The sequence below is a fragment of the Enterobacter sp. 2VL genome, assembly GCF_005503595.1.
GTDB lineage: Bacteria > Pseudomonadota > Gammaproteobacteria > Enterobacterales > Enterobacteriaceae > Enterobacter > Enterobacter cancerogenus.
Genome location: NZ_SCNE01000003.1, coordinates 98,470 through 122,077, shown reverse-complemented (window position 1 = coordinate 122,077; position 23,608 = coordinate 98,470). Strand labels below are relative to the sequence as shown.

22 protein-coding genes are annotated in these 23,608 nt (G+C 54.2%); all 22 read left to right on the top strand.

The genetic code is table 11. The features are described from left to right. The first annotated feature begins 30 nt into the window (after positions 1-30). The 22 genes from wcaA to rfbC all read left to right on the top strand — a co-directional run bounded on the left by wcaA (position 31) and on the right by rfbC (position 23,604). Positions 31-873 (top strand): colanic acid biosynthesis glycosyltransferase WcaA, encoded by an 843-nt coding sequence (wcaA, locus tag FFS28_RS08840; RefSeq protein WP_006176315.1) that lies wholly within the window; start codon positions 31-33, stop codon positions 871-873. Further along, positions 873-1,364 (top strand): colanic acid biosynthesis acetyltransferase WcaB, encoded by a 492-nt coding sequence (gene wcaB / locus FFS28_RS08835; protein ID WP_042320603.1) that lies wholly within the window; start codon positions 873-875, stop codon positions 1,362-1,364. The genes wcaA and wcaB overlap by 1 nt, the downstream gene beginning before the upstream one ends. Continuing rightward, complete coding sequence (gene wcaC / locus FFS28_RS08830) at positions 1,361-2,578, top strand: colanic acid biosynthesis glycosyltransferase WcaC (RefSeq protein ID WP_137849344.1); 1,218 nt, start codon at positions 1,361-1,363, stop codon at positions 2,576-2,578. Before wcaB ends, wcaC begins: the two co-directional genes overlap by 4 nt. Beyond that, a complete protein-coding gene (wcaD, locus tag FFS28_RS08825; protein WP_088208129.1) occupies positions 2,553-3,773 on the top strand; it encodes a colanic acid polymerase WcaD in 1,221 nt (406 codons plus the stop codon). Before wcaC ends, wcaD begins: the two co-directional genes overlap by 26 nt. A 16-nt stretch (positions 3,774-3,789) precedes the next feature. Further along, positions 3,790-4,536: a colanic acid biosynthesis glycosyltransferase WcaE gene (gene wcaE, locus FFS28_RS08820; RefSeq protein WP_137849343.1), complete on the top strand. Its 747-nt coding sequence runs from the start codon at positions 3,790-3,792 to the stop codon at positions 4,534-4,536. A 16-nt stretch (positions 4,537-4,552) separates the two neighbouring features. Continuing rightward, positions 4,553-5,107, top strand: a complete 555-nt coding sequence (gene wcaF, locus FFS28_RS08815; RefSeq protein WP_137849342.1) for a colanic acid biosynthesis acetyltransferase WcaF — start codon at positions 4,553-4,555, stop codon at positions 5,105-5,107. A gap of 21 nt (positions 5,108-5,128) precedes the next feature. Then, the gene (gene gmd, locus FFS28_RS08810; RefSeq protein ID WP_088208132.1) at positions 5,129-6,250 is read left to right on the top strand and encodes a GDP-mannose 4,6-dehydratase; all 1,122 of its coding nucleotides are present in this window, start codon (positions 5,129-5,131) and stop codon (positions 6,248-6,250) included. 2 nt (positions 6,251-6,252) lie between these two features. Continuing rightward, positions 6,253-7,218, top strand: a complete 966-nt coding sequence (gene fcl / locus FFS28_RS08805; protein ID WP_137849341.1) for a GDP-L-fucose synthase — start codon at positions 6,253-6,255, stop codon at positions 7,216-7,218. Between the two features lie 2 nt (positions 7,219-7,220). Next, a complete protein-coding gene (locus FFS28_RS08800) occupies positions 7,221-7,700 on the top strand; it encodes a GDP-mannose mannosyl hydrolase (RefSeq protein ID WP_137849340.1) in 480 nt (159 codons plus the stop codon). Further along, positions 7,697-8,920 carry a colanic acid biosynthesis fucosyltransferase WcaI gene (gene wcaI, locus FFS28_RS08795; RefSeq protein WP_058609782.1) on the top strand — a complete coding sequence of 408 codons (1,224 nt, stop codon included), beginning with the start codon at positions 7,697-7,699 and terminating at the stop codon, positions 8,918-8,920. Before FFS28_RS08800 ends, wcaI begins: the two co-directional genes overlap by 4 nt. A gap of 3 nt (positions 8,921-8,923) precedes the next feature. Continuing rightward, positions 8,924-10,360: a mannose-1-phosphate guanyltransferase gene (gene cpsB / locus FFS28_RS08790; RefSeq protein WP_137849339.1), complete on the top strand. Its 1,437-nt coding sequence runs from the start codon at positions 8,924-8,926 to the stop codon at positions 10,358-10,360. Between the two features lie 110 nt (positions 10,361-10,470). Beyond that, positions 10,471-11,841, top strand: coding sequence for a colanic acid biosynthesis phosphomannomutase CpsG (gene cpsG, locus FFS28_RS08785; protein WP_088208133.1), 1,371 nt, complete (start codon positions 10,471-10,473; stop codon positions 11,839-11,841). Positions 11,842-11,923: 82 nt separating this feature from the next. Further along, the gene (wcaJ, locus tag FFS28_RS08780; RefSeq protein ID WP_137849338.1) at positions 11,924-13,318 is read left to right on the top strand and encodes an undecaprenyl-phosphate glucose phosphotransferase; all 1,395 of its coding nucleotides are present in this window, start codon (positions 11,924-11,926) and stop codon (positions 13,316-13,318) included. Between the two features lies 1 nt (position 13,319). Then, on the top strand, positions 13,320-14,798 hold the full coding sequence (gene wzxC / locus FFS28_RS08775) for a colanic acid undecaprenyl disphosphate flippase WzxC (RefSeq protein WP_137849337.1): 1,479 nt from the start codon (positions 13,320-13,322) through the stop codon (positions 14,796-14,798). A 15-nt stretch (positions 14,799-14,813) separates the two neighbouring features. Beyond that, positions 14,814-16,094, top strand: a complete 1,281-nt coding sequence (wcaK, locus tag FFS28_RS08770; protein ID WP_137849336.1) for a colanic acid biosynthesis pyruvyl transferase WcaK — start codon at positions 14,814-14,816, stop codon at positions 16,092-16,094. After that, positions 16,091-17,311, top strand: coding sequence for a colanic acid biosynthesis glycosyltransferase WcaL (gene wcaL, locus FFS28_RS08765; protein WP_102890509.1), 1,221 nt, complete (start codon positions 16,091-16,093; stop codon positions 17,309-17,311). The genes wcaK and wcaL overlap by 4 nt, the downstream gene beginning before the upstream one ends. Positions 17,312-17,323: 12 nt before the next feature. After that, on the top strand, positions 17,324-18,715 hold the full coding sequence (wcaM, locus tag FFS28_RS08760) for a colanic acid biosynthesis protein WcaM (RefSeq protein WP_137849335.1): 1,392 nt from the start codon (positions 17,324-17,326) through the stop codon (positions 18,713-18,715). Positions 18,716-18,890: 175 nt separating this feature from the next. Then, complete coding sequence (gene galF / locus FFS28_RS08755) at positions 18,891-19,787, top strand: GalU regulator GalF (protein WP_137849334.1); 897 nt, start codon at positions 18,891-18,893, stop codon at positions 19,785-19,787. Positions 19,788-20,138: 351 nt separating this feature from the next. Next, entirely contained in the window at positions 20,139-21,224 is a 1,086-nt protein-coding gene (rfbB, locus tag FFS28_RS08750) for a dTDP-glucose 4,6-dehydratase (RefSeq protein ID WP_137849333.1), read from the top strand. Beyond that, entirely contained in the window at positions 21,224-22,123 is a 900-nt protein-coding gene (rfbD, locus tag FFS28_RS08745) for a dTDP-4-dehydrorhamnose reductase (RefSeq protein ID WP_137849332.1), read from the top strand. Before rfbB ends, rfbD begins: the two co-directional genes overlap by 1 nt. Before the next feature lie 51 nt (positions 22,124-22,174). Then, positions 22,175-23,053: a glucose-1-phosphate thymidylyltransferase RfbA gene (gene rfbA / locus FFS28_RS08740; protein ID WP_137849331.1), complete on the top strand. Its 879-nt coding sequence runs from the start codon at positions 22,175-22,177 to the stop codon at positions 23,051-23,053. A 2-nt stretch (positions 23,054-23,055) separates the two neighbouring features. After that, positions 23,056-23,604: a dTDP-4-dehydrorhamnose 3,5-epimerase gene (rfbC, locus tag FFS28_RS08735; protein WP_137849330.1), complete on the top strand. Its 549-nt coding sequence runs from the start codon at positions 23,056-23,058 to the stop codon at positions 23,602-23,604. Positions 23,605-23,608 lie beyond the last annotated feature (4 nt).

Below are 23,608 nucleotides of genomic sequence, written 5' to 3'. Positions count from 1 at the left end.
TGAGGGCATCGAATTTATCCGGGGAAGACCATGACCACACAACGCCCTTTGATTTCTATCTATATGCCGACATGGAATCGTCAGCAGCTGGCGATCCGCGCGATTAAATCGGTCCTGCGTCAGGATTACGATAACTGGGAACTGATCATCGTCGATGACTGTTCCTCCTCGTTTGAGCAACTGCAAAAATTTGTTGAAGACCTGAATGACCCGCGCGTGATGTACACGCATAACCCCATCAATTCCGGGGCGTGTGCGGTGCGTAATCAGGCGATTATGCAGGCGAAAGGGCAGTATCTGACCGGGATCGACGATGATGACGAATGGACGCCAAACCGTCTGTCGATCTTCCTGTCGCACAAAGCGCAGCTGGTGACGCACGCGTTCCTGTATGCCAACGACTATGTTTGCCAGGGCGAAGTTTATTCGCAGCCGGCGAGCCTGCCGCTGTACCCGAAATCACCGTACTCCCGTCGCCTGTTTTACAAGCGCAACATTATCGGTAATCAGGTGTTTACCTGGGCACAACGCTTTAAAGCCTGTCTGTTTGATACCGAACTGAAGGCCGCACAGGACTACGACATTTTCCTGCGGATGGTGGTGGAGTACGGCGAGCCGTGGAAGGTGGAAGAGGCCACGCAGATCCTGCACATCAATCATGGCGAGATGCAAATCACCTCGTCGCCAAAGAAATTCTCGGGCTATTTCCACTTTTACCGCAAGCACAAAGAAAAATTCGACCGTGCCAGCCGTAAGTATCAGCTTTTTACCCTCTACCAGATCCGCAACAAGCGCATGAACTGGCGCACGCTGCTCACCCTGCTTTCCGTACGTAACGGCAAGCGTCTGGCCGATGGACTTCGGGGGAAATAATGTTTCTGGAAGATTGCCGCGCAAACGGCTGGAGCCTGCGCCCGTGCTGCATGGTGCTGGCCTACCGCATCGCGCATTTTTGCTCGGTGTGGCGCAAAAAAAATGTGCTCAACAATCTTTGGGCGGCACCGGTGCTGGTGCTGTACCGCATCATCACTGAATGTTTCTTCGGCTATGAAATTCAGGCTGCGGCCACCATTGGCCGTCGCTTTACCATTCATCATGGCTATGCGGTGGTGATCAATAAGTTCGTGGTGGCAGGAGATGATTTCACCATCCGTCACGCGGTCACTATTGGCAATCGCGGGCCGGAAAGCCTGGCCTGCCCGGTCATCGGCAATAACGTCGAGCTGGGCGCTAACGTGGTGATGATTGGTGATATTACCGTGGGCAATAACGTCACCATTGGTGCCGGTAGCGTGGTGCTGGACAGCATCCCGGACAACGCGCTGGTGGTCGGTGAGAAAGCCCGCGTGAAGGTGATCAAATGAATATTTTGCAATTTAACGTGCGCCTGGCGGAAGGCGGCGCGGCAGGCGTGGCGCTGGATCTGCACCAGCGCGCGCTGGAAAAAGGACTACAGTCCCGTTTCGTCTACGGTTACGGCAAGGGCGGCAAGAAAAGCGTCAGCCACGATAACTATCCGCACGTTCTGAAGCAGACGCCGCGCCTGACGTCGGTGGCGAACATTGCGCTGTTCCGCTTGTTTAACCGCGATCTGTTTGGCAATCTGAATAATCTCTATCGCACCGTGACCCGTACTTCCGGGCCTGTTGTTCTGCATTTTCACGTCCTGCACAGTTACTGGCTGAACCTGGAAGAGGTGGTAGCGTTTTGTGAAAACGTGCAGGCCCACAAGCCGGACACGCGATTCGTCTGGACGTTGCACGATCACTGGAGCGTGACCGGGCGCTGCGCGTTTACCGACGGCTGCGAAGGCTGGAAAACCGACTGCCAGAAATGCCCGACCCTGAGTAACTATCCGCCGGTTAAAGTGGATCGCGCGCACCAGTTGGTTGAGGGCAAGCGCCAGCTGTTCCGCGCCATGCTTTCGCTCGGCTGCACCTTTATCTCGCCAAGCCAGCACGTCGCGGATGCGTTTAACAGCCTGTACGGGGCAGGGCAGTGCAAGATCGTCAACAACGGGATCGACGTGGCAACGGAAGAGATCCTGGCCGAACTGACGCCGGTTGCCGTAACGGCAGGTCAGCCGAAAATCGCCGTGGTGGCGCACGATCTGCGTTACGACGGCAAAACCAACCAGCAGCTGGTGCGTGACATTATGGCGCTGGGGAACAAGATTGAGCTGCACACCTTCGGCAAGTTCTCCCCGTTTGAGGGGCCGAATGTGATTAACCACGGGTTTGAAACCGACAAACGCAAACTGATGAGTGCGCTCAACGGTATGGACGCCCTGGTGTTTAGCTCCCGCGTGGACAACTACCCGCTGATCCTGTGCGAAGCGCTCTCTATCGGCGTGCCGGTGATTGCCACCCACAGCGACGCCGCGCGGGAAGTGCTGGATAAATCGGGCGGAAAGACCTTTGCAGAGAGTGAGGTTCTGCCTCTGGTGCAGCTGCCGAAGGCGGAGATTGCGCAGGCCGTTTTTGGCACTGACCTGGAATCGTTCCGCAACCGCAGCCGCAAGGCCTACAGTGGACAACAGATGCTGGAGGAGTATGTCTCGTTCTATCAGAATCTGTAGTTATCTGCTGCTGCCGCTGATCTACCTGCTGGTCAACGTTAAGATTGCCCAGCTGGGAGAGAGCTTCCCGATCACTATCGTCACCTTCTTGCCGGTCCTGCTTTTGCTCTACGTTGAGAAAATCAGCCTCAAGAAACTGATGATTGCGCTGGGGCTGGGGTTTGGCTTAACGGCCTTTAACTACCTGTTTGGTCAGTCACTGGATGCCAGCAAATACGTCACCTCTACCATGCTGTTTGTGTATATCGTCATTATTATTGGCATGGTGTGGAGTATTCGCTTTAAAACTATTTCTCCGCACAATTATAGGAAAATCCTCAGGTTCTTTTATATTGTCGTCGGGCTGGTTGTTATGCTTGCGGCCATGGAGATGGCGCAAATTATTTTGACCGGCGGCAGTAGCCTGATGGAGATAATTTCGAAATATCTCATTTACAGTAACAGCTATGTACTGAACTTTATTAAGTTTGGTGGTAAACGTACCACCGCCCTCTATTTTGAACCCGCGTTTTTTGCTCTGGCATTAATCTCAATTTGGCTCAGCATTAAACAGTTCGGTATCAAAACCCCTAAGACCGATGCTATGATTCTTGCAGGAATCGTTCTGTCCGGATCGTTCTCAGGGGTAATGACATTTATCCTGTTTTACCTGCTGGAGTGGGCGTTCCAGTATCTGAACAAAGAAGCGATTAAGAAAAAGCTGCCGCTGGCGATAATCTCCCTGACGGTATTTCTGGTGGGCGTAATATTTGCGTTTCCGTACATCTCCGAACGTCTTGGTGATTTGGGAACCGAAGGCTCGTCGTCCTATTATCGCATCATTGGTCCGCTGGTGATGGTGGGGTATTCATTAACCCACATTGATGGCGTAGTAAGATTCGGCTCACTTTACGAATATGTTGCATCATTCGGAATCTTTAACGGTGCGGACGTCGGAAAAACAATAGACAATGGCCTGTATCTGTTAATTATTTATTTTTCCTGGTTCGCCGTACTGTTGACGCTGTGGTATCTGTTTAAAGTTTTCAAAATGATGATCAACGCGTTTGGTGATAACCAGAACTTTCGCGTACAGCTTTATCTTTTTACGCCAGTGTCGCTGTTTTTTACGGGGTCAATATTTAGCCCGGAATATGCATTCTTGATTGTCTGTCCGTTTATTTTGCGCAAGGCGCTTAATATTACGCGCGTATGACGAAATGAGGTGATTTATGTTTCTTAGTGTGGTTACCGTCGCCTTTCGCAACTACGAAGGCGTGGTAAAAACCTGGCGCTCGCTGCGCAACCTGGCGCGCGATCCGAGTATCACCTTTGAGTGGATCGTGGTCGACGGCGGCTCGAACGACGGCACGGCGGAGTTTCTGGAAAAACTCAACGGTGAGTTCAACTTACGTTACATCAGCGAGAAAGATAAAGGCATCTACGACGCCATGAACAAGGGGATCGCCATGGCGCAAGGGCGCTATGCCATCTTCCTCAATTCCGGCGATACCTTCCACGATGATGTGGCGCTGTTTGCCCGTCAGCTGGCGCGTCAGAAAGAGGACGCGATGTTTATCGGCGATGCGCTGCTCGATTTCGGTGACGGTAATACGGTACTGCGTAGCGCAAAACCGGGCTGGTATATCTATCACAGCCTGCCCGCCAGCCATCAGGCCATTTTCTACCCGGTCAGCGGGCTGAAAAAACAGCCTTATGATTTGCAGTATAAAGTGTCATCAGATTATGCCCTGACGGCCAGTTTGTATAAAGCCGGTTATCCGTTTCGTCGAATTAAAGGGCTGGTGTCCGAATTTTCGATGGGGGGGGTGTCAACGTCTAATAATCTGGAACTATGCCAGGACGCGAAAAACGTTCAGCGCAAAATATTACGCGTGCCGGGCTTCTGGGCAGAATTGTCTTATTTCTTCCGTCTTAAAACGACGGGTAAAGCTAAAGCCTTATATAACAAAGCCTGAAATATAAGGAAACGTAATGCAGGAACTTAACGGATTCTCCGTGCCGAAAGGTTTTCGGGGCGGGAACGGTATTAAGGTGCAGTTGTGGTGGGCGGTTCAGGCAACGTTATTTGCCTGGTCTCCGCAAATACTGTACCGCTGGCGAGCATTTTTATTGCGCCTGTTTGGTGCAAAAATCGGAAAAAACGTAGTCATTCGTCCATCGGTAAAAATTACGTACCCCTGGAAATTAACGCTTGGGGATTATGCCTGGGTCGGGGATGACGCGGTGCTATATACCCTTGGCGATATTACGATTGGTGCCAACTCGGTGATTTCACAGAAATGTTATTTGTGCAGCGGCAGCCATGATTTTATGAGCCCGCATTTTGATATTACCGCCACGCCTGTTGTGATTGGCGAAAAATGCTGGCTGGCAACGGACGTTTTTGTTGCACCCGGTGTTTCTGTTGGCGACGGCACGGTTATTGGTGCCCGCAGCAGCGTTTTTAAATCGCTACCGGCAAATAAAATTTGCCGTGGCAATCCCGCAGTGGTGATACGCGAACGCGTTGAAACTGAAAAACTTTGATAAGTACAGAGGAATATAAACATGTCTAAAGTCGCTCTCATCACCGGCGTTACCGGACAGGATGGTTCTTACCTGGCAGAATTGCTGCTGGAAAAAGGTTATGAAGTTCACGGTATTAAACGTCGTGCATCGTCTTTCAACACCGAGCGTGTGGACCATATCTATCAGGATCCCCATGCCGCGAACCCGAAATTCCACCTGCACTACGGCGACCTGACCGATACCTCCAACCTGACCCGCATCCTGCAGGAAGTGCAGCCGGATGAAGTGTATAACCTGGGCGCGATGAGCCACGTCGCCGTTTCTTTCGAATCCCCGGAATACACCGCTGACGTTGATGCCATGGGGACCCTGCGTCTGCTGGAAGCGATTCGCTTCCTCGGTCTTGAGAAGAAAACCCGCTTCTATCAGGCGTCCACCTCTGAGCTGTACGGCCTGGTGCAGGAGATCCCACAGAAAGAGACCACGCCGTTCTACCCTCGCTCACCGTATGCGGTAGCAAAACTGTACGCCTACTGGATCACCGTGAACTACCGTGAATCCTACGGCATGTACGCCTGTAACGGCATTCTGTTCAACCACGAATCCCCGCGCCGCGGCGAGACCTTCGTAACCCGCAAAATCACCCGCGCGATCGCCAACATCGCTCAGGGCCTGGAGTCTTGCCTGCACCTCGGCAACATGGATTCCCTGCGTGACTGGGGCCATGCGAAGGACTACGTAAAAATGCAGTGGATGATGCTACAGCAGGACAAGCCAGAAGACTTCGTGATTGCGACCGGCGTGCAGTACTCCGTACGTCAGTTCGTGGAAATGGCCGCGGCACAACTGGGCATCAAACTGCGCTTTGAAGGCACCGGCGTGGAAGAGAAGGGCATTGTGGTCTCCGTGACCGGCCATGACGCACCGGGCGTGAAACCGGGCGACGTGATTGTCCAGGTTGACCCGCGTTACTTCCGTCCTGCGGAAGTGGAAACCCTGCTCGGCGACCCAACCAAAGCGCACGAAACCCTGGGCTGGAAACCAGAAACCACGCTGCAGGAGATGGTCTCAGAGATGGTGGCTAAAGATCTTGAAGCGGCGAAAAAACACTCTCTGCTGAAGTCCCATGGCTACGAGGTTGCCATCGCGCTGGAGTCCTGAGAATGACCAAACAACGTATTTTTGTCGCCGGTCATCGCGGAATGGTGGGTTCCGCGATTGTCCGACAGCTTGAACAGCGCGGCGACGTCGAGGTGATTGTCCGCACACGCGACGAGCTGAACCTGCTCGACAGCCGCGCAGTGCAGGCGTTCTTTGAGAACGAACGCATTGACCAGGTGTATCTGGCGGCGGCAAAGGTGGGCGGTATCGTCGCCAACAACACCTACCCGGCGGATTTCATCTACGAAAACATGATGATTGAGAGCAACATCATTCACGCGGCGCACCTGCACAACGTGAACAAGCTTTTGTTCCTTGGTTCATCCTGTATTTACCCGAAAATGGCAAAGCAGCCGATCGCCGAGAGCGAACTGCTGCAGGGGACGCTGGAAGCGACCAACGAGCCGTACGCGATTGCCAAAATTGCCGGGATTAAGCTGTGTGAGTCCTACAACCGTCAGCACAACCGCGACTATCGCTCGGTGATGCCGACCAACCTGTACGGGCCGCACGATAACTTCCACCCGAGCAACTCGCACGTGATCCCGGCGCTGCTGCGCCGCTTCCACGAGGCTACCGCCGAGAATGCACCGGATGTGGTGGTGTGGGGGAGCGGCACGCCGATGCGTGAGTTTCTGCACGTGGACGACATGGCTGCGGCCAGCATTCACGTTATGGAGCTGGATCGCGAAGTCTGGCAGGAAAACACCGAGCCAATGCTGTCGCACATCAACGTTGGCACCGGCGTGGACTGCACGATCCGCGAGCTGGCGCAGACCATCGCGCAGGTGGTGGGCTACAGAGGCCGCGTGGTGTTTGACGCCACTAAACCGGACGGTACGCCGCGCAAGCTGCTCGACGTGACCCGCCTGCATCAGCTGGGCTGGTATCACGAGGTGTCACTGGAGCAGGGGCTGGCAAGCACCTACCAGTGGTTCCTTGAAAATCAGCACCGCTTCCGGGGGTAACCATGTTTTTGAGTCAGGAAGATTTTGCCACGATCGTTCGTTCCACACCGCTCATCTCAATGGATTTGATTGTGGAGAACGAACGCGGCGAGTTCTTGCTGGGGAAACGAACCAATCGTCCTGCACAGGGCTTCTGGTTCGTGCCCGGCGGGCGCGTGCAGAAGGATGAGCGGCTTACCGATGCGTTTGAACGTCTCACTCTGGCGGAACTGGGCCTGCAACTGCCGATGGCATCGGGCCAGTTTTACGGGCTCTGGCAGCACTTCTATGACGATAATTTTTCCGGTAGCGACTTCACCACGCACTACATCGTGCTGGGGTTCCGCCTGAAAGTGAGTGAGGCAGACCTGCGTCTGCCTGATTCTCAACATGACGACTACCGCTGGCAAACGCCAGAGGCGCTGCTTGCCAGTGACAATGTGCACGACAACAGTCGTGCCTATTTTCTGGCAGATCGTCAGGCCGGAGTGCCGGGCTTATGAGAATCCTTGTTTACGGAATCAACTACTCCCCGGAGCTGACCGGCATCGGGAAATATACCGGTGAAATGGTGGAGTGGATGGCGAGCCAGGGCCACGAGGTGCGGGTCATTACCGCACCGCCGTACTACCCGGAGTGGAAGGTAGGCGAGCGTTACTCGGGCTGGCGCTATCGCCGCGAACAGGGGGCCGCCACCGTCTGGCGCTGCCCGCTGTACGTGCCGAAGCAGCCGTCAACCCTGAAACGCTTGCTCCATCTCGGCAGCTTTGCCCTGAGCAGTTTCTTCCCGCTGATGGCGCAGCGTCGCTGGAAGCCGGATCGCATTATCGGCGTGGTGCCGACGCTGTTTTGCACGCCGGGCATGCGCCTGCTGGGGAAACTCTCCGGCGCACGCACCCTGCTGCACATACAGGATTATGAAGTCGATGCGATGCTCGGTCTGGGCATGGCCGGTAAAGGCAAGGGTGGCCGTGTTGCCAGACTCGCCAGCGCCTTTGAGCGCAGCGGCCTGCATAACGTGGATTACGTGTCGACCATCTCGCGCTCAATGATGAACAAAGCGCAGGAGAAGGGCGTCGCGCAGGAGAAAGTGATCTTTTTCCCGAACTGGTCCGAAGTGGCGCGCTTTCGTGACGTAACGGAAAGTGATGCCCGGGCGTTACGCACTCAGCTCGGTTTGCCTGATGACCAAAAAATCATTCTTTATTCAGGCAACATCGGTGAAAAGCAGGGGCTGGAAAGCGTTATCGAGGCGGCGCATCAGTTAAGCAAACATTCATGGATGTTTGTGATTGTCGGGCAGGGTGGCGGTAAAGCGCGCCTGGAAAAAATGGCAAGCGAACGCGGCCTGACCAATGTGAAATTTTTCCCGCTTCAGTCTTACGAGGCCTTGCCTGCGTTGCTGAAGATGGGCGACTGCCATCTGGTGGTGCAAAAGCGCGGCGCGGCGGATGCGGTATTGCCGTCGAAGCTCACCAACATTCTGGCGGTCGGCGGCAACGCGGTCATCACCGCCGAGCCGGAGACCGAGTTAGGCCAGCTGTGCGAGAACTATCCGGGGATCGCCGTTTGCGTCGAGCCGGAGTCGGTGTCCGCCCTGGTCGCTGGCATTGAGCACGCGCTTGCCATGCCAAAAGTCAACACGGTGGCACGTGAATATGCCGAACGCACGCTCGAAAAAGAGAACGTGCTGAGCCAATTTATTGCAGATATACGGGGATAAATCATGAGTCAAAGCAAACTGTTTCCGGTCGTGATGGCTGGTGGCTCTGGTAGCCGGTTGTGGCCGCTGTCCCGCGTGCTCTATCCAAAACAGTTCCTCTGCCTGAAAGGGGAGCTCACCATGCTGCAAACGACGGTCAACCGTCTGCAGGGCGTGGAGTGTGAAAGCCCGGTGGTGATCTGCAACGAGCAGCACCGCTTTATCGTTGCCGAGCAGCTGCGCCAGCTGAACAAACTCACAGAAAATATCATTCTGGAGCCTGCCGGACGTAATACCGCACCCGCTATCGCCCTGGCGGCGCTGGCGGCTAAACGCAGCAGCCCGGAATGTGACCCGCTGATGCTGGTCCTGGCCGCTGATCACGTCATTCAGCAGGAAGAGACGTTCCGCGACGCGGTACGGGCCGCCATTCCTTACGCCGAGAGCGGCAAGCTGGTGACCTTTGGCATCGTTCCGGATCTGCCGGAAACCGGTTATGGCTACATCCGCCGCGGCACGGTCACGGCTGGCGAAGGTGACAGCGTGGCGTTCGATGTGGCGCAGTTCGTTGAAAAACCCAATCTTGAAACCGCGCAGGCCTACGTAGCCAGCGGGGAATATTACTGGAACAGCGGCATGTTCCTGTTCCGCGCCGGGCGTTATCTGGAAGAGCTGGAAAAGTATCGCCCGGATATCTTACGCGCCTGCGAAAAAGCCATGGCCGTGGTTGACCCGGATCTTGATTTCATCCGTGTCGATGAAGCCTCTTTCCTCGCCTGTCCTGAAGAGTCCATCGACTACGCGGTGATGGAACGCACGGCGGATGCCGTAGTCGTGCCAATGGATGCCGGCTGGAGCGACGTCGGCTCCTGGTCCTCTCTGTGGGAGATCAGCGCCCATACGCCGGAGGGAAACGTTCATCACGGTGACGTGATCAGTCACAAAACCGAAAACAGCTACGTTTACGCCGAGTCCGGCCTGGTCACCACGGTGGGGGTAAAGGATCTGGTGGTCGTTCAGACCAAAGACGCGGTGCTGATCGCTGACCGTAACGCGGTGCAGGACGTGAAGAAAGTGGTCGAGCAGATTAAGGCCGACGGTCGTCACGAGCATCATATCCACCGTGAAGTGTACCGTCCGTGGGGCAAATATGACTCCATCGACGCGGGCGAACGCTATCAGGTGAAGCGTATTACCGTGAAGCCGGGCGAAGGACTGTCGGTGCAGATGCACCACCACCGCGCCGAGCACTGGGTGGTGGTGGCGGGTACTGCCAAAGTCACCATCGACGGTGAAATCAAGCTGCTGGGTGAGAACGAGTCTATTTACATCCCCCTGGGGGCGACCCACTGCCTGGAAAACCCGGGAAAAATTCCGCTCGACTTAATTGAAGTGCGCTCCGGTTCCTATCTGGAAGAGGACGACATCGTGCGCTTCCAGGACCGTTACGGACGGGTATAGCGCCTTTGCACCTCGCCCGGTGGCGCTGCGCTAACCGGGCCTACGAATGAAAAAAATAAATTTGGCCATTACGTGGTCAGGGCCAACTGTTGCCTGAAAAAGGGGTCATCATGGAAAAATTAACCTGTTTTAAAGCCTACGATATTCGCGGCAAGCTGGGCGAAGAGCTGAATGAAGACATTGCGTGGCGCATTGGCCGTGCATATGGCGAATATTTAAAGCCCCAAACAATCGTGCTGGGCGGCGACGTGCGCCTGACCAGCGAATCCCTCAAGCTGGCGCTGGCGAAAGGGCTGCAGGACGCGGGCGTAGACGTGCTGGATATCGGCCTTTCCGGCACCGAAGAGATCTATTTTGCCACTTTCCACCTGGGCGTGGACGGCGGTATCGAAGTGACCGCCAGCCATAACCCGATGGACTACAACGGCATGAAGCTGGTGCGCAAGGGTGCGCGTCCGATCAGCGGTGATACCGGCCTGCGCGACGTGCAGCGCCTGGCGGAAGCGAACGACTTCCCGCCGGTGGATGAAGCGAAACGCGGCAGCTATCAGCAGATCACCCTGCAAAAAGAGTATATCGACCACCTGCTGGGCTACATCAACGTGGCGAACCTCAAGCCGCTGAAGCTGGTGATTAACTCCGGTAACGGCGCGGCGGGTCCGGTTATTGATGCGCTGGAAGCGCGCTTTAAGGCGCTGAACGTGCCGGTGACCTTCATCAAGGTGCATAACACCCCGGACGGCACCTTCCCGAACGGTATTCCGAACCCGCTGCTGCCCGAGTGCCGGGACGACACCCGCAACGCGGTGATTGAGCACGGCGCGGATATGGGCATTGCCTTTGACGGCGATTTTGACCGCTGCTTCCTGTTCGATGAAAAGGGCCAGTTTATCGAAGGCTATTACATTGTTGGCCTGCTGGCGGAAGCCTTCCTTGAGAAGAACCCGGGGGCCAGGATCATTCACGATCCGCGTCTCTCCTGGAACACCGTCGACGTGGTAAGCGCGGCGGGCGGCGAGCCGGTGATGTCCAAAACCGGTCATGCGTTCATTAAGGAGCGCATGCGCGAAGAAGACGCCATCTACGGCGGCGAAATGAGCGCACATCACTATTTCCGCGATTTTGCCTACTGCGATAGCGGGATGATCCCGTGGCTGCTGGTAACCGAGCTGCTGTGCCTGAAAGGGCAAACGCTGGGCGAACTGGTGCGTGACCGCATGGCCGCCTTCCCGGCAAGCGGGGAAATCAACAGCACGCTGGCGCAGCCTGCCGAGGCCATTGCCCGCGTGGAACATCACTTTGCGATCCATGCCCTTGAAATCGACCGCACCGACGGGATCAGCATGTCGTTCCCGCAGTGGCGTTTCAACTTGCGCTCCTCCAACACCGAACCGGTGGTGCGTCTGAACGTGGAATCACGGGCCGATACGGCGCTGATGGAAGCGCGAACGAAGGACATTCTGGCGCTGTTGAATCAGTAAATCCTGGCCCCTCACCCCGGCCCTCTCCCCACAGGGGAGAGGGTTAGGGTGAGAGGGAAGGTTGTGAACTAAAGGAACAACGATGACGAATCTAAAAAAGCGCGACCGAGCGAGAACGAATGCATCGTTAATCTCTATGGTGCAGCGATTTTCTGATATCACCATCATGGTCGGCGGATTGTGGGTGGTGTGTCAGATCAGCGGGCAGTCGTTCTTATATATGCATCTGCTGATGGCCCTGATCGCGCTGGTGGTGTTCCAGATGATCGGCGGAATGACCGATTTTTATCGCTCGTGGCGCGGTGTGAAAATAACCACCGAGCTGATGCTTCTCCTGCAAAACTGGACCCTGAGCCTGATCTTCAGCGCCGGGCTGGTGGCTTTCAGCCAGGATTTCGATAACCGTCTGGTGACCTATCTGGCCTGGTATCTGCTGACCAGCGTAGGCATGGTGGTGTGCCGATCCTTGATCCGCTTTGGCGCAGGTTGGCTGCGTAACCGGGGCTATAACACCCGCTATGTGGCCGTTGCCGGGGATTTACCGGTAGGTCAGGTGCTGCTTAACTCCTTCCGCAAAGAGCCGTGGTTAGGCTTCGAGGTGGTCGGGATCTATCACGATGCTAAGCCGGGCGGTGTATCGTCGGACTGGGCGGGAAACTACGAACAGCTGGTCGAGGACGCAAAAGCCGGCAAGATCCATAACGTCTACATCGCCATGCAGATGAAAGATGAATCCTGCATCAAAACGCTGGTGCGTGACCTGGCGGACACCACCTGTTCGGTAATCCTCATTCCGGACGTCTTTACCTTTAACATTCTCCACTCCCGTATTGAAGAAGTGAACGGCGTTCCGGTGGTTCCGCTGTACGACACGCCGCTGTCCGGTATTAACCGCGTGCTGAAACGCCTGGAAGATATCGTGCTCTCGTCGCTGATTTTGCTGCTGATTTCCCCGGTGCTGTGCTGTATTGCGCTGGCCGTAAAGATCAGCTCGCCCGGCCCGGTTATCTTCCGCCAGACCCGCTACGGCATGGACGGTAAGCCGATTATGGTGTGGAAATTCCGCTCCATGAAGGTGATGGAAAACGACAGCGTGGTAACGCAGGCGACGCAGAACGATCCGCGCGTGACCCGCGTGGGCAACTTCCTGCGCCGGACCTCGCTGGACGAACTGCCGCAGTTTATCAACGTCTTTACCGGCGGCATGTCGATCGTGGGGCCTCGTCCGCACGCCGTCGCCCACAATGAGCAGTACCGCACCCTGATCGAAGGCTATATGCTGCGCCACAAAGTGAAGCCAGGTATTACCGGCTGGGCGCAAATCAACGGCTGGCGCGGCGAGACCGACACGCTGGAAAAAATGGAAAAACGCATTGAGTTCGATCTGGAGTACATCCGCGAGTGGAGCGTCTGGTTCGATATCAAGATTGTCTTTCTGACTATCTTCAAAGGTTTCGTGAACAAAGCGGCGTACTAAGATGAGCTTACGAGAAAAAACCATCAGTGGCGCCAAGTGGTCGGCAATGGCGACCATCGTCATCATTGGCCTTGGGCTGGTGCAGATGACGGTGCTGGCGCGCATTATCGATAATCACCAGTTCGGTCTTCTGACCGTGTCGCTGGTGATTATCGCCCTCGCCGATACGCTGTCTGACTTTGGTATTGCCAACTCGATTATCCAGCGCAAGGAGATTAGCCATCTGGAGCTGACCACGCTCTACTGGCTGAACGTTGGGCTTGGGATCGTCGTGTTTGTGCTGGTATTCCTGCTGAGCGACACCATCGCCCGCGTGCTGCATAACCCAGACCTGGCACCGCTGATGCGCACGCTCTCCTTTGCGTTTGTGCTGATCCCCCATGGGCAGCAGTTTCGCGCGCTGATGCAAAAGGAGCTGGAGTTCAACAAAATCGGCATGATCGAAACCAGTGCCGTGCTGGCGGGCTTCACCTTTACCGTGGTCAGCGCCCATTTCTGGCCGCTGGCGATGACCGCTATTCTGGGCTATCTGGTCAATTCTGCCGTGCGTACGCTGCTGTTTGGCTACTTTGGCCGCAAAATTTATCGCCCGGGGCTGCACTTCTCGCTGGCGTCGGTCTCCTCCAACCTGCGCTTTGGTGCATGGCTGACCGCCGACAGTATCATTAACTACGTCAATACCAATCTCTCCACGCTGGTGCTGGCGCGTATTCTCGGCGCAAGCGTCGCAGGGGGATACAACCTGGCGTACAACGTCGCGGTTGTTCCGCCGATGAAGCTGAACCCGATTATCACCCGCGTGCTGTTCCCGGCGTTCGCCAAAATCCAGGACGACACGGAGAAGCTGCGCGTCAACTTCTACAAGCTGCTCTCCTTGGTCGGCATTATCAACTTCCCGGTGCTGCTGGGGCTGATGGTGGTCTCCAGCAACTTCGTCCCGCTGGTGTTTGGCGAGAAGTGGGTCAGCATTGTGCCGATCCTGCAGCTGCTTTGCGTGGTCGGGCTGTTGCGCTCGGTGGGGAACCCGATTGGTTCGCTGCTGATGGCGAAAGCCCGCGTTGATATCAGCTTCAAATTCAACGTCTTCAAAACCTTTCTGTTTATTCCGGCGATCGTTGTCGGCGGCCACATGGCCGGCGCCCTCGGCGTGACGCTCGGCTTCCTGCTGGTGCAAATCATCAATACCGTGCTGAGCTACTTCGTGATGATTAAGCCGGTGCTCGGCTCAAGCTACCGCCAGTACATCCTGAGCCTGTGGCTGCCGTTTTACCTCTCATTGCCGACCCTTGTCGTGAGCTACGGGCTGGGCGTGATGCTCAACGGGCAGCTGCCGCTCGCCGCGCTGCTGGCCGTGCAGGTGGCGGCGGGCGCGCTGGCGTTCGGGGTGATGATTGTGCTGTCGCGTAATGCGCTGGTGGTTGAGATGAAACGTCAGTTTTGCCGTAACGAAAAAATGAAAACGCTGCTTCGCGCAGGCTAATTTTAAGAGGCCATTATGAAATTACTTATTCTTGGCAACCATACCTGCGGCAACCGTGGCGACAGCGCCATTCTGCGCGGTTTACTGGATGCGATTAACACCCTTGAGCCTGAGACGGAAGTCGACGTGATGAGCCGTTATCCGGTCAGCTCCTCCTGGCTTTTAAACCGCCCGGTGATGGGCGATCCGCTGTACAGCCAGATGAAACAACATAATAACGCCGCGGGCGTGATGGGCCGCGTGAAGAAAGTGCTGCGCCGTCGCTATCAGCATCAGGTGTTGCTCTCCCGCGTGACCGATACCGGCAAGCTGCGCAATATTGCCATCGCGCAGGGCTTTACCGATTTTGTCCGTCTGCTGTCGGGCTATGACGCCATTATTCAGGTGGGCGGATCGTTCTTTGTCGACCTGTACGGTGTGCCGCAATTCGAACACGCGCTCTGCACCTTTATGGCGAGAAAGCCGCTGTTCATGATTGGCCACAGCGTGGGGCCATTCCAGGATCCGCAGTTTAACCAGCTGGCGAACTACGTGTTTGGCCACTGCGACGCGCTGATCCTGCGTGAATCGGTGAGCCTCGATATGATGAAGCGCAGCGAAATTGATACCACAAAAGTCGAACACGGCGTGGATACCGCCTGGCTGGTGGACCATCAGGACGCCACTTTCCAGGCAAGCTATGCCGTGCAGCACTGGCTGGATGTGACCGCGAAACAGAAAACCGTTGCCATTACCCTGCGCGAGCTGGCGCCGTTTGATAAACGTCTTGGCACCACCCAGGCGGCGTATGAGAAAGCCTTCGCCGAGGTGGTTAACCGGGTGCTCGACAGCGGGTATCAGGTGCTGGCGCTCTCAACCTGTACCGGTATCGACAGCTATAACAAAGACGACCGCATGGTGGCCCTGAACCTGCGTGGGCTGGTCAATGACCCTTCGCGTTACCATGTGGTGATGGATGAGCTGAACGACCTGGAGATGGGCAAGATCCTCTCTGCCTGTGACCTGACCGTGGGCACCCGTCTGCACTCGGCGATTATCTCCATGAACTTCGGTACGCCCGCTATCGCGATTAACTACGAGCACAAATCTGCCGGCATTATGCAGCAGCTCGGCATGCCCGAAATGGCGGTCGATATTCGTCATCTGCTGGACAGCTCCCTCGGGGCCATGGTCGGTGACACGCTGGGACAGTTGCCTGCTATCAATGAACGGCTGGCTGCGGCGGTGAAAGCCGAGCGCGAGAAAGGGATTGGGATGGTGAAATCGGTGCTCGACCGCGTCGGGGAGGGGAAATGAAGGTTGGTTTCTTCTTACTGAAATTTCCTTTGTCGTCTGAAACCTTTGTGCTGAACCAGATCACCGCGTTTATCGATATGGGATATGACGTGGAGATTGTCGCCCTGCAAAAGGGCGACACGCAGAACACCCATGCGGCGTATACCCAGTATGGGCTGGAGGCGAAAACCCGCTGGCTGCAGGATGAACCAAGCGGGCGGATGAAGAAGCTGCGCTACCGTGCAGGCCAGACGCTGCGGGGGCTCCACCGCGCGTCAACGTGGCGGGCGCTGAACGTGTCACGCTACGGGGCCGAATCCCGCAATTTGATCCTCTCGGCTATTTGCGGGCAAACGGCGCAGCCGTATCGTGCCGATGTGTTTATCGCCCACTTCGGCCCGGCGGGCGTGACCGCCGCGAAACTGCGTGAGCTTGGCGTGATTGAGGGCAAGATCGCCACCATCTTCCACGGAATCGACATCTCGAGTCGCGAGGTGCTCAACCACTATACGCCTGAATATCAGCAGCTTTTCCGCCGGGGCGACATGATGCTGCCCATCAGCGAGCTGTGGGCCGGACGGCTCAAAACCATGGGCTGCCCGAGCGAAAAAATCACCGTATCACGGATGGGCGTGGACATGGCGCGATTCACACAGCGTCCGGTAAAAGCGCCGGGTACACCCTTGCAGATTATCTCCGTGGCTCGTCTGACCGAGAAGAAGGGGCTGCATGTGGCTATCGAAGCCTGTCGTCAGCTCAAAGCGCGCGGCGTGGACTTCCATTACCGCATCCTGGGAATTGGGCCGTGGGAGCGCCGTTTACGCACGCTAATCGAACAGTATCAGCTGGAAGGTTATGTCGAGATGCCGGGCTTTAAGCCGAGCCACGAGGTGAAGGCCATGCTCGATGAGGCGGACGTGTTCCTGCTGCCTTCGGTGACAGGAGCGGACGGCGACATGGAAGGGATCCCGGTGGCGCTGATGGAGGCGATGGCGGTGGGCATTCCCGTCGTGTCTACGTTGCACAGCGGTATTCCCGAGTTGATTACGTCGGAGCATTCCGGCTGGCTGGTGCCTGAAAACAATGCCTTAGCGCTGGCCGATCGTCTCGCCGCCTTTTGCGATATTGACCCGCAGGATCTGGTGTCGATATTGCGCAATGCGCGCGGAAAAGTGGAAGCCGAATTTAACCAGCAGGCGATCAATCGCCAGTTAGCAAGCCTGCTGCAAACGTTGTAACGCCGAGGTTGTATGCTGAAAAAGATTACCCGACGCCACTTTGTTTCATCTTTATCGCTTCTGGCCGCTGCGCCGCTGCTCTCGTCCCGACCGGCGCAGGCAGCGGGCGGGTCGACGGTCAGTATCGATCGCTACAATCATAACGACTGGATTGCGGCCTTTAAGCAGGCATTTAGCGAAGCCGATACCGTTGTGGTGCCCGCCGGGCTCACCTGCGAAAACATCAATACCGGCATTTTTATTCCGGACGGTAAAACGCTGCTCGTTCGCGGCGCGCTGAAAGGTAACGGACGCGGGCGGTTTGTCCTCCAGGAACGCTGTAAAGTTATCGGTGAGGGAAAAGGGCGCACCCACAACATCACCCTGGACGTTCGCGGGTCCGACTGCGTGATTAAGGGCCTGGCGATGAGCGGCTTCGGGCCGGTCACGCAGATTTATATTGGCGGAAAGAAACCGCGCGTGATGCGCAATCTGCTGATTGATGGCCTCAGCGTGAGCCAGGCCAATTACGCCATTCTGCGCCAGGGGTTTCATAACCAGGTTGACGGCGCGCGGATTATCAATTGTCAATTCAGCCATTTGCAGGGTGATGCAATCGAGTGGAACGTGGCGATTAACGACCGCAATATCCTGATTTCCGACCACGTGATTGACACGATTAACTGCACCAACGGCAAGACGAACTGGGGTATCGGCATTGGCCTTGCCGGGAGCACCTATGACAATGACTACCCTGAAAAGCAAACGGTGAAGAACTTCGTTGTCGCCAATATTACGGGCAGCAACTGTCGGCAATTAGTCCACGTCGAAAACGGCAAACACTTCATTATCCGTAATGTAAAAGCCACCAATATCACACCGGATTTCAGTAAGAAGGCGGGGATTGATAATGCCACGGTAGCTATTTATGGCTGTGATAATTTCATCATTGATAACATCGATATGGTCAATAGTGCCGGAATGTTAATCGGGTACGGGGTGATCAAGGGGGATTATTTGTCGATCCCGCAGAACTTCAAGCTTAACGATATTCGCCTGGATAATCGCCAGCTTGCGTATAAACTGCGCGGAATACAGATTTCATCGGGTAATGCAACCTCCTTTGTTGCCATCACTAACCTCAACCTCAAGCGTGCTACACTTGAACTGCACAACAAGCCTCAGCATCTCTTCCTGCGCAATATCAACGTCATGCAGGAGGCAGCCACTGGCCCGGCGCTGAAGATGAATTTTGACCTGCGCAAAGATGTGCGCGGGAAATTCATGGCCAAAGATGAGACCTTGCTCTCGCTGGCAAACATCAAGGCCGTGAATGAAAAAGGGCAGAGCTCGGTGGATATTGATCGGGTCGACCAACAAACGGTGAATACAGAACGGCTGAATTTTGCGCTGCCTCACAGATAAGCACATTTGGCAATTTTACGACTATTCCTGGTAGATAAGCGTTTACTATTCAGATTACAACTACTGTAATTTGTGGTGCGGTGGCGTAACATTCTATGAGATTTACGGCAAATCATACTGGCGAAAACAGGTTTAAAAGCTATAATTCGTCAACCATTTTAAGGTGGAAGGTATAATGATTAATTTGAAAGCAGTCATTCCGGTAGCGGGTCTGGGCATGCATATGCTGCCAGCCACAAAGGCAATTCCAAAAGAGATGCTGCCGATTGTCGACAAGCCGATGATTCAGTACATCGTCGACGAGATTGTGGCTGCAGGGATCAAAGAAATCGTCCTGGTCACGCATTCCTCCAAGAATGCCGTTGAAAACCACTTCGACACCTCCTACGAACTCGAAGCGTTGCTTGAGCAGCGCGTCAAACGCCAGCTGCTGGCCGAAGTGCAGTCTATCTGTCCTCCTGGCGTAACTATCATGAACGTGCGTCAGGCACAGCCGCTGGGTCTGGGCCACTCAATTCTGTGCGCACGCCCGGTGGTGGGTGATAATCCATTTATCGTTGTGCTGCCCGATATCATCATTGACAATGCCTCTGCCGATCCGCTGCGTTACAATCTGGCGGCGATGGTTGCACGCTTCAATGAAACGGGTCGCAGCCAGGTTCTGGCGAAACGCATGAATGGCGATCTGTCCGAGTACTCTGTTATCCAGACAAAAGAAGCGCTGGAGACGGAAGGGCAGGTGAGCCGCATCGTCGAGTTCATTGAGAAGCCGGATCAGCCGCAGACGCTGGACTCCGATCTGATGGCAGTAGGCCGCTATGTGCTGAATGCAGATATCTGGGCCGAGCTGGAAAAAACCGAGCCGGGTGCCTGGGACCGTATCCAGTTGACCGATGCGATTGCTGAGCTGGCGAAGAAGCAGTCAGTTGATGCCATGCTGATGACGGGCGACAGCTATGACTGCGGTAAGAAAATGGGGTACATGCAGGCGTTTGTGAAGTATGGCCTGCGTAACCTGAAGGAAGGTCAGAAGTTCAGAAGCCGGATTGAGAAGTTGCTGGCTAACGACTAAGTTCTCACCACGCTTTGAATAAGCGGCAGTCCGCATTATGGTTGTTGTTACATAACCAGAATGAGGGTTGCCGTTTTTTGTTATTAACTCCTGTAATAACATGGAGTTATCTGATTGTGTTTTGCTCTGATTTGTAACGATTTGTGCTTGTTTCTGATGCCATTTAGGACGACAATTAACGCCAGTTTCGGTCTGTAAACAGACCATCACATTTCATTTCATGAAGCATTGCTCAGTGCACTGGTAGCTGTTAAGCCAGGGGCGGTAGCGTGCTTATTTGTTGACTCAGTGATATTTACTGAGCGCCTACACATCAATATCTCGCCATATCCAACAGACGGAATAGTTAACGTGAAAATTCTTGTTACGGGCGGGGCCGGTTTTATCGGCTCAGCCGTTGTACGACATATTATTAATAATACCCAGGATGAAGTCGTCAACGTGGATAAATTGACGTATGCCGGTAACCTGGAATCGCTTTCTGACGTTAGCGGTCATGCTCGTTACGCATTTGAACACGCTGATATTTGCGACAAAACGGCGATGGATCGCATTTTTGCCGAACATAAACCGGATGCGGTGATGCATCTGGCAGCAGAAAGCCATGTTGATCGCTCAATCACTGGCCCTGCAGCGTTTGTTGAAACGAATATCGTCGGCACTTATGTGCTGCTGGAGGCGGCTCGCGCTTACTGGTCAAAACTAGATGAAGAAGCCAAAAACGCGTTTCGTTTCCACCATATTTCAACCGATGAAGTCTACGGTGATTTACCGCACCCGGACGAACATCCGTCATCAGCCGAGCTGCCGTTGTTCACCGAAACCACAGCCTATGCGCCAAGCAGCCCATATTCTGCGTCTAAAGCCTCAAGCGATCATCTCGTGCGCGCATGGCTACGTACCTACGGTTTCCCGACAATAGTCACTAACTGCTCAAATAACTATGGTCCTTACCACTTCCCGGAGAAGCTGATCCCGCTGGTGATCCTGAACGCGTTAGACGGTAAAGCGTTACCAATCTATGGCAAAGGCGATCAGATCCGTGACTGGCTCTATGTGGAAGACCACGCGCGTGCGTTATATACCGTTGTCACTCGGGGTAAACCGGGCGAAACGTACAATATTGGTGGCCATAACGAAAAGCAAAACCTGGATGTCGTACATACCATTTGCGATCTGCTGGATGAAATCGTGCCGAAAGAAGGGTCCTATCGCGACCAGATCACCTATGTTGCAGACCGCCCAGGCCATGACCGCCGCTATGCAATTGATGCGCATAAAATCAGCGTTGAGCTAGGCTGGAAACCTGAAGAGACATTTGAAAGCGGTATTCGTAAGACCGTGAAATGGTATCTGGATAATCAGGAATGGGTCAACAACGTAAAAAGCGGTGCCTATAAAACCTGGATCGAACAGAATTATGGAGAGCGTCAATAATGAATATTCTTCTGTTCGGGAAAACAGGGCAGGTGGGCTGGGAACTCCAGCGCGCACTGGCACCGCTGGGCGATTTGATAGCGCTCGATGTGCATTCAATCGATTACTGTGGCGATTTCAGCAATCCAGAGGGGATTGCTGAAACAGTGCGCGCGATTAAGCCTGACGTCATCGTCAACGCAGCGGCGCATACAGCAGTGGATAAAGCCGAATCTGAACAGGAATTCGCGCAGCTGCTCAACGCAACCAGCGTCGAGGCTATTGCCAAAGAAGCGGCAAAAATTGGTGCATGGGTGATCCATTATTCGACGGATTATGTCTTTCCTGGAGATGGCGAAACGCCATGGCGTGAAACGGATGCGACAGCACCTCTTAATGTGTACGGCCAGACCAAGCTTGATGGCGAAAAAGCGCTACAGGAACATTGCATTAAGCACCTGATTTTCCGTACAAGTTGGGTATATGCGGGCAAAGGTAATAACTTTGCAAAAACCATGCTTCGCCTGGCAAAAGAGCGGAAAGAGCTCTCGGTGATCAATGATCAAGTGGGTGCACCAACGGGTGCCGAATTACTGGCAGACTGCACCGCGCATGCTATTCGCGTGGCGTTGGTCAAGCCGGAAGTGGCGGGACTCTATCATCTGGTTGCCTCTGATACCACTACATGGTACGACTATGCGGCACTGGTGTTCGATGAAGCGAGAAAGGCCGGAATTGAACTGGCAATTGAAAAACTTAATGCCGTTCCAACAACTGCGTATCCTACGCCTGCGCGTCGTCCGCAGAATTCGCGCTTGAACACTGAAAAATTCCAGAAAAACTTTGGTCTGGTGTTGCCTGGCTGGGATGTTGGCGTGAAGCGTATGCTCGCTGAACTGTTTACCGTTCAATCAATTTAATCAATATAAAATGCCCGAACGCGGGCATTGCGTGTTTAAAGAGAATGTATAATGACTACGCGTAAAGGTATTATTCTTGCTGGGGGATCCGGCACCCGTCTGTATCCTGTGACCATGGCGGTGAGCAAGCAGTTACTGCCCATTTACGATAAACCGATGATTTACTACCCGCTGTCGACACTCATGCTGGCAGGGATTAAAGATATCCTGATCATTAGTACTCCGCAGGATACGCCGCGCTTTGAACAACTGCTGGGCGACGGTAGTCAGTGGGGCTTAAATCTGCAATACAAAGTGCAGCCAAGCCCGGACGGACTGGCTCAGGCATTTATCATCGGTGAAGAGTTTATTGGTGAAGACAGCTGCGCATTGGTGCTGGGCGATAACATTTTTTACGGTCATGACCTGCCTAAGCAACTTGAAGATGCGCTGAATAAAGGTGATGGTGCAACGGTATTCGCTTATCACGTTAACGACCCTGAACGTTATGGTGTCGTGGAATTTGATAAGAATGGTACGGCTATCAGTCTGGAGGAGAAGCCGCTGGAGCCTAAGAGTAATTATGCCGTTACGGGTCTCTATTTCTACGGTAACGATGTTGTCCAGATGGCTAAGAATCTTAAGCCGTCTGCACGCGGTGAGCTAGAAATCACTGACATTAACCGTATTTATCTTGAGCAGGGTCGTCTGTCTGTTGCCATGATGGGGCGTGGTTATGCATGGCTAGATACTGGAACGCATCAGAGTTTAATTGAAGCGAGTAATTTTATCGCGACAATCGAAGAGCGCCAAGGCCTGAAAGTTGCTTGCCCAGAAGAGATTGCTTATCGCAAAGGTTTTATCACAGCTGAACAGGTAAAAAAATTGGCAGAGCCGCTAACAAAGAATGCCTATGGCCAGTATTTGCTTAGAATTGTTAAAGGTTACTAACAGTGAACATAATTAAAACGAGTATTCCTGATGTGTTGATTTTCGAGCCAAAGGTTTTTGGCGATGAGCGTGGCTTTTTTATGGAAAGCTTCAATCAACAGGTCTTTGAATCCGCCGTTGGGCGTGAGGTTAAGTTTGTACAAGACAACCATTCTAAATCATCCAAAGGTGTTTTACGCGGTTTGCACTATCAACTCAGTCCCCATGCTCAGGGAAAACTAGTTCGATGTGTCACTGGCGAAGTTTATGATGTCGCAGTTGATATTCGTAAGAGTTCTGCAACATTTGGGAAATGGGTTGGAGTCCACTTATCTGAACAAAACAAGCGCCAATTATGGATACCTGAAGGCTTTGCGCATGGTTTTCTTGTTCTAAGCGAAACCGCCGAATTTTTATATAAGACAACGAACTACTATGCTCCTGAATTTGATCGTGGTATTAGATGGAATGATTCCACACTAGGTATTGATTGGCCAGGCGAGGGTGATTTCAATCTTTCTTCTAAAGATCAAGTTCAACCTCTGTGGAATGATGTAGAATTTTTTGCGTAATTTT

Excerpts from the sequence above, each read along its gene's own strand:
- wcaL (WP_102890509.1), top strand. The coding sequence starts at position 16,091 with ATGAAGGTTGGTTTCTTCTTACTGAAATTTCCTTTGTCGTCTGAAACC.
- cpsG (WP_088208133.1), top strand. The coding sequence starts at position 10,471 with ATGGAAAAATTAACCTGTTTTAAAGCCTACGATATTCGCGGCAAGCTG.
- fcl (WP_137849341.1), top strand. The coding sequence starts at position 6,253 with ATGACCAAACAACGTATTTTTGTCGCCGGTCATCGCGGAATGGTGGGT.
- wcaA (WP_006176315.1), top strand. The coding sequence starts at position 31 with ATGACCACACAACGCCCTTTGATTTCTATCTATATGCCGACATGGAAT.
- wcaI (WP_058609782.1), top strand. The coding sequence starts at position 7,697 with ATGAGAATCCTTGTTTACGGAATCAACTACTCCCCGGAGCTGACCGGC.
- wcaB (WP_042320603.1), top strand. The coding sequence starts at position 873 with ATGTTTCTGGAAGATTGCCGCGCAAACGGCTGGAGCCTGCGCCCGTGC.
- rfbD (WP_137849332.1), top strand. The coding sequence starts at position 21,224 with ATGAATATTCTTCTGTTCGGGAAAACAGGGCAGGTGGGCTGGGAACTC.
- wcaJ (WP_137849338.1), top strand. The coding sequence starts at position 11,924 with ATGACGAATCTAAAAAAGCGCGACCGAGCGAGAACGAATGCATCGTTA.
- wcaF (WP_137849342.1), top strand. The coding sequence starts at position 4,553 with ATGCAGGAACTTAACGGATTCTCCGTGCCGAAAGGTTTTCGGGGCGGG.
- wzxC (WP_137849337.1), top strand. The coding sequence starts at position 13,320 with ATGAGCTTACGAGAAAAAACCATCAGTGGCGCCAAGTGGTCGGCAATG.
- cpsB (WP_137849339.1), top strand. The coding sequence starts at position 8,924 with ATGAGTCAAAGCAAACTGTTTCCGGTCGTGATGGCTGGTGGCTCTGGT.
- wcaM (WP_137849335.1), top strand. The coding sequence starts at position 17,324 with ATGCTGAAAAAGATTACCCGACGCCACTTTGTTTCATCTTTATCGCTT.
- FFS28_RS08800 (WP_137849340.1), top strand. The coding sequence starts at position 7,221 with ATGTTTTTGAGTCAGGAAGATTTTGCCACGATCGTTCGTTCCACACCG.
- wcaD (WP_088208129.1), top strand. The coding sequence starts at position 2,553 with ATGTCTCGTTCTATCAGAATCTGTAGTTATCTGCTGCTGCCGCTGATC.
- wcaC (WP_137849344.1), top strand. The coding sequence starts at position 1,361 with ATGAATATTTTGCAATTTAACGTGCGCCTGGCGGAAGGCGGCGCGGCA.
- gmd (WP_088208132.1), top strand. The coding sequence starts at position 5,129 with ATGTCTAAAGTCGCTCTCATCACCGGCGTTACCGGACAGGATGGTTCT.
- rfbA (WP_137849331.1), top strand. The coding sequence starts at position 22,175 with ATGACTACGCGTAAAGGTATTATTCTTGCTGGGGGATCCGGCACCCGT.
- galF (WP_137849334.1), top strand. The coding sequence starts at position 18,891 with ATGATTAATTTGAAAGCAGTCATTCCGGTAGCGGGTCTGGGCATGCAT.
- wcaE (WP_137849343.1), top strand. The coding sequence starts at position 3,790 with ATGTTTCTTAGTGTGGTTACCGTCGCCTTTCGCAACTACGAAGGCGTG.
- wcaK (WP_137849336.1), top strand. The coding sequence starts at position 14,814 with ATGAAATTACTTATTCTTGGCAACCATACCTGCGGCAACCGTGGCGAC.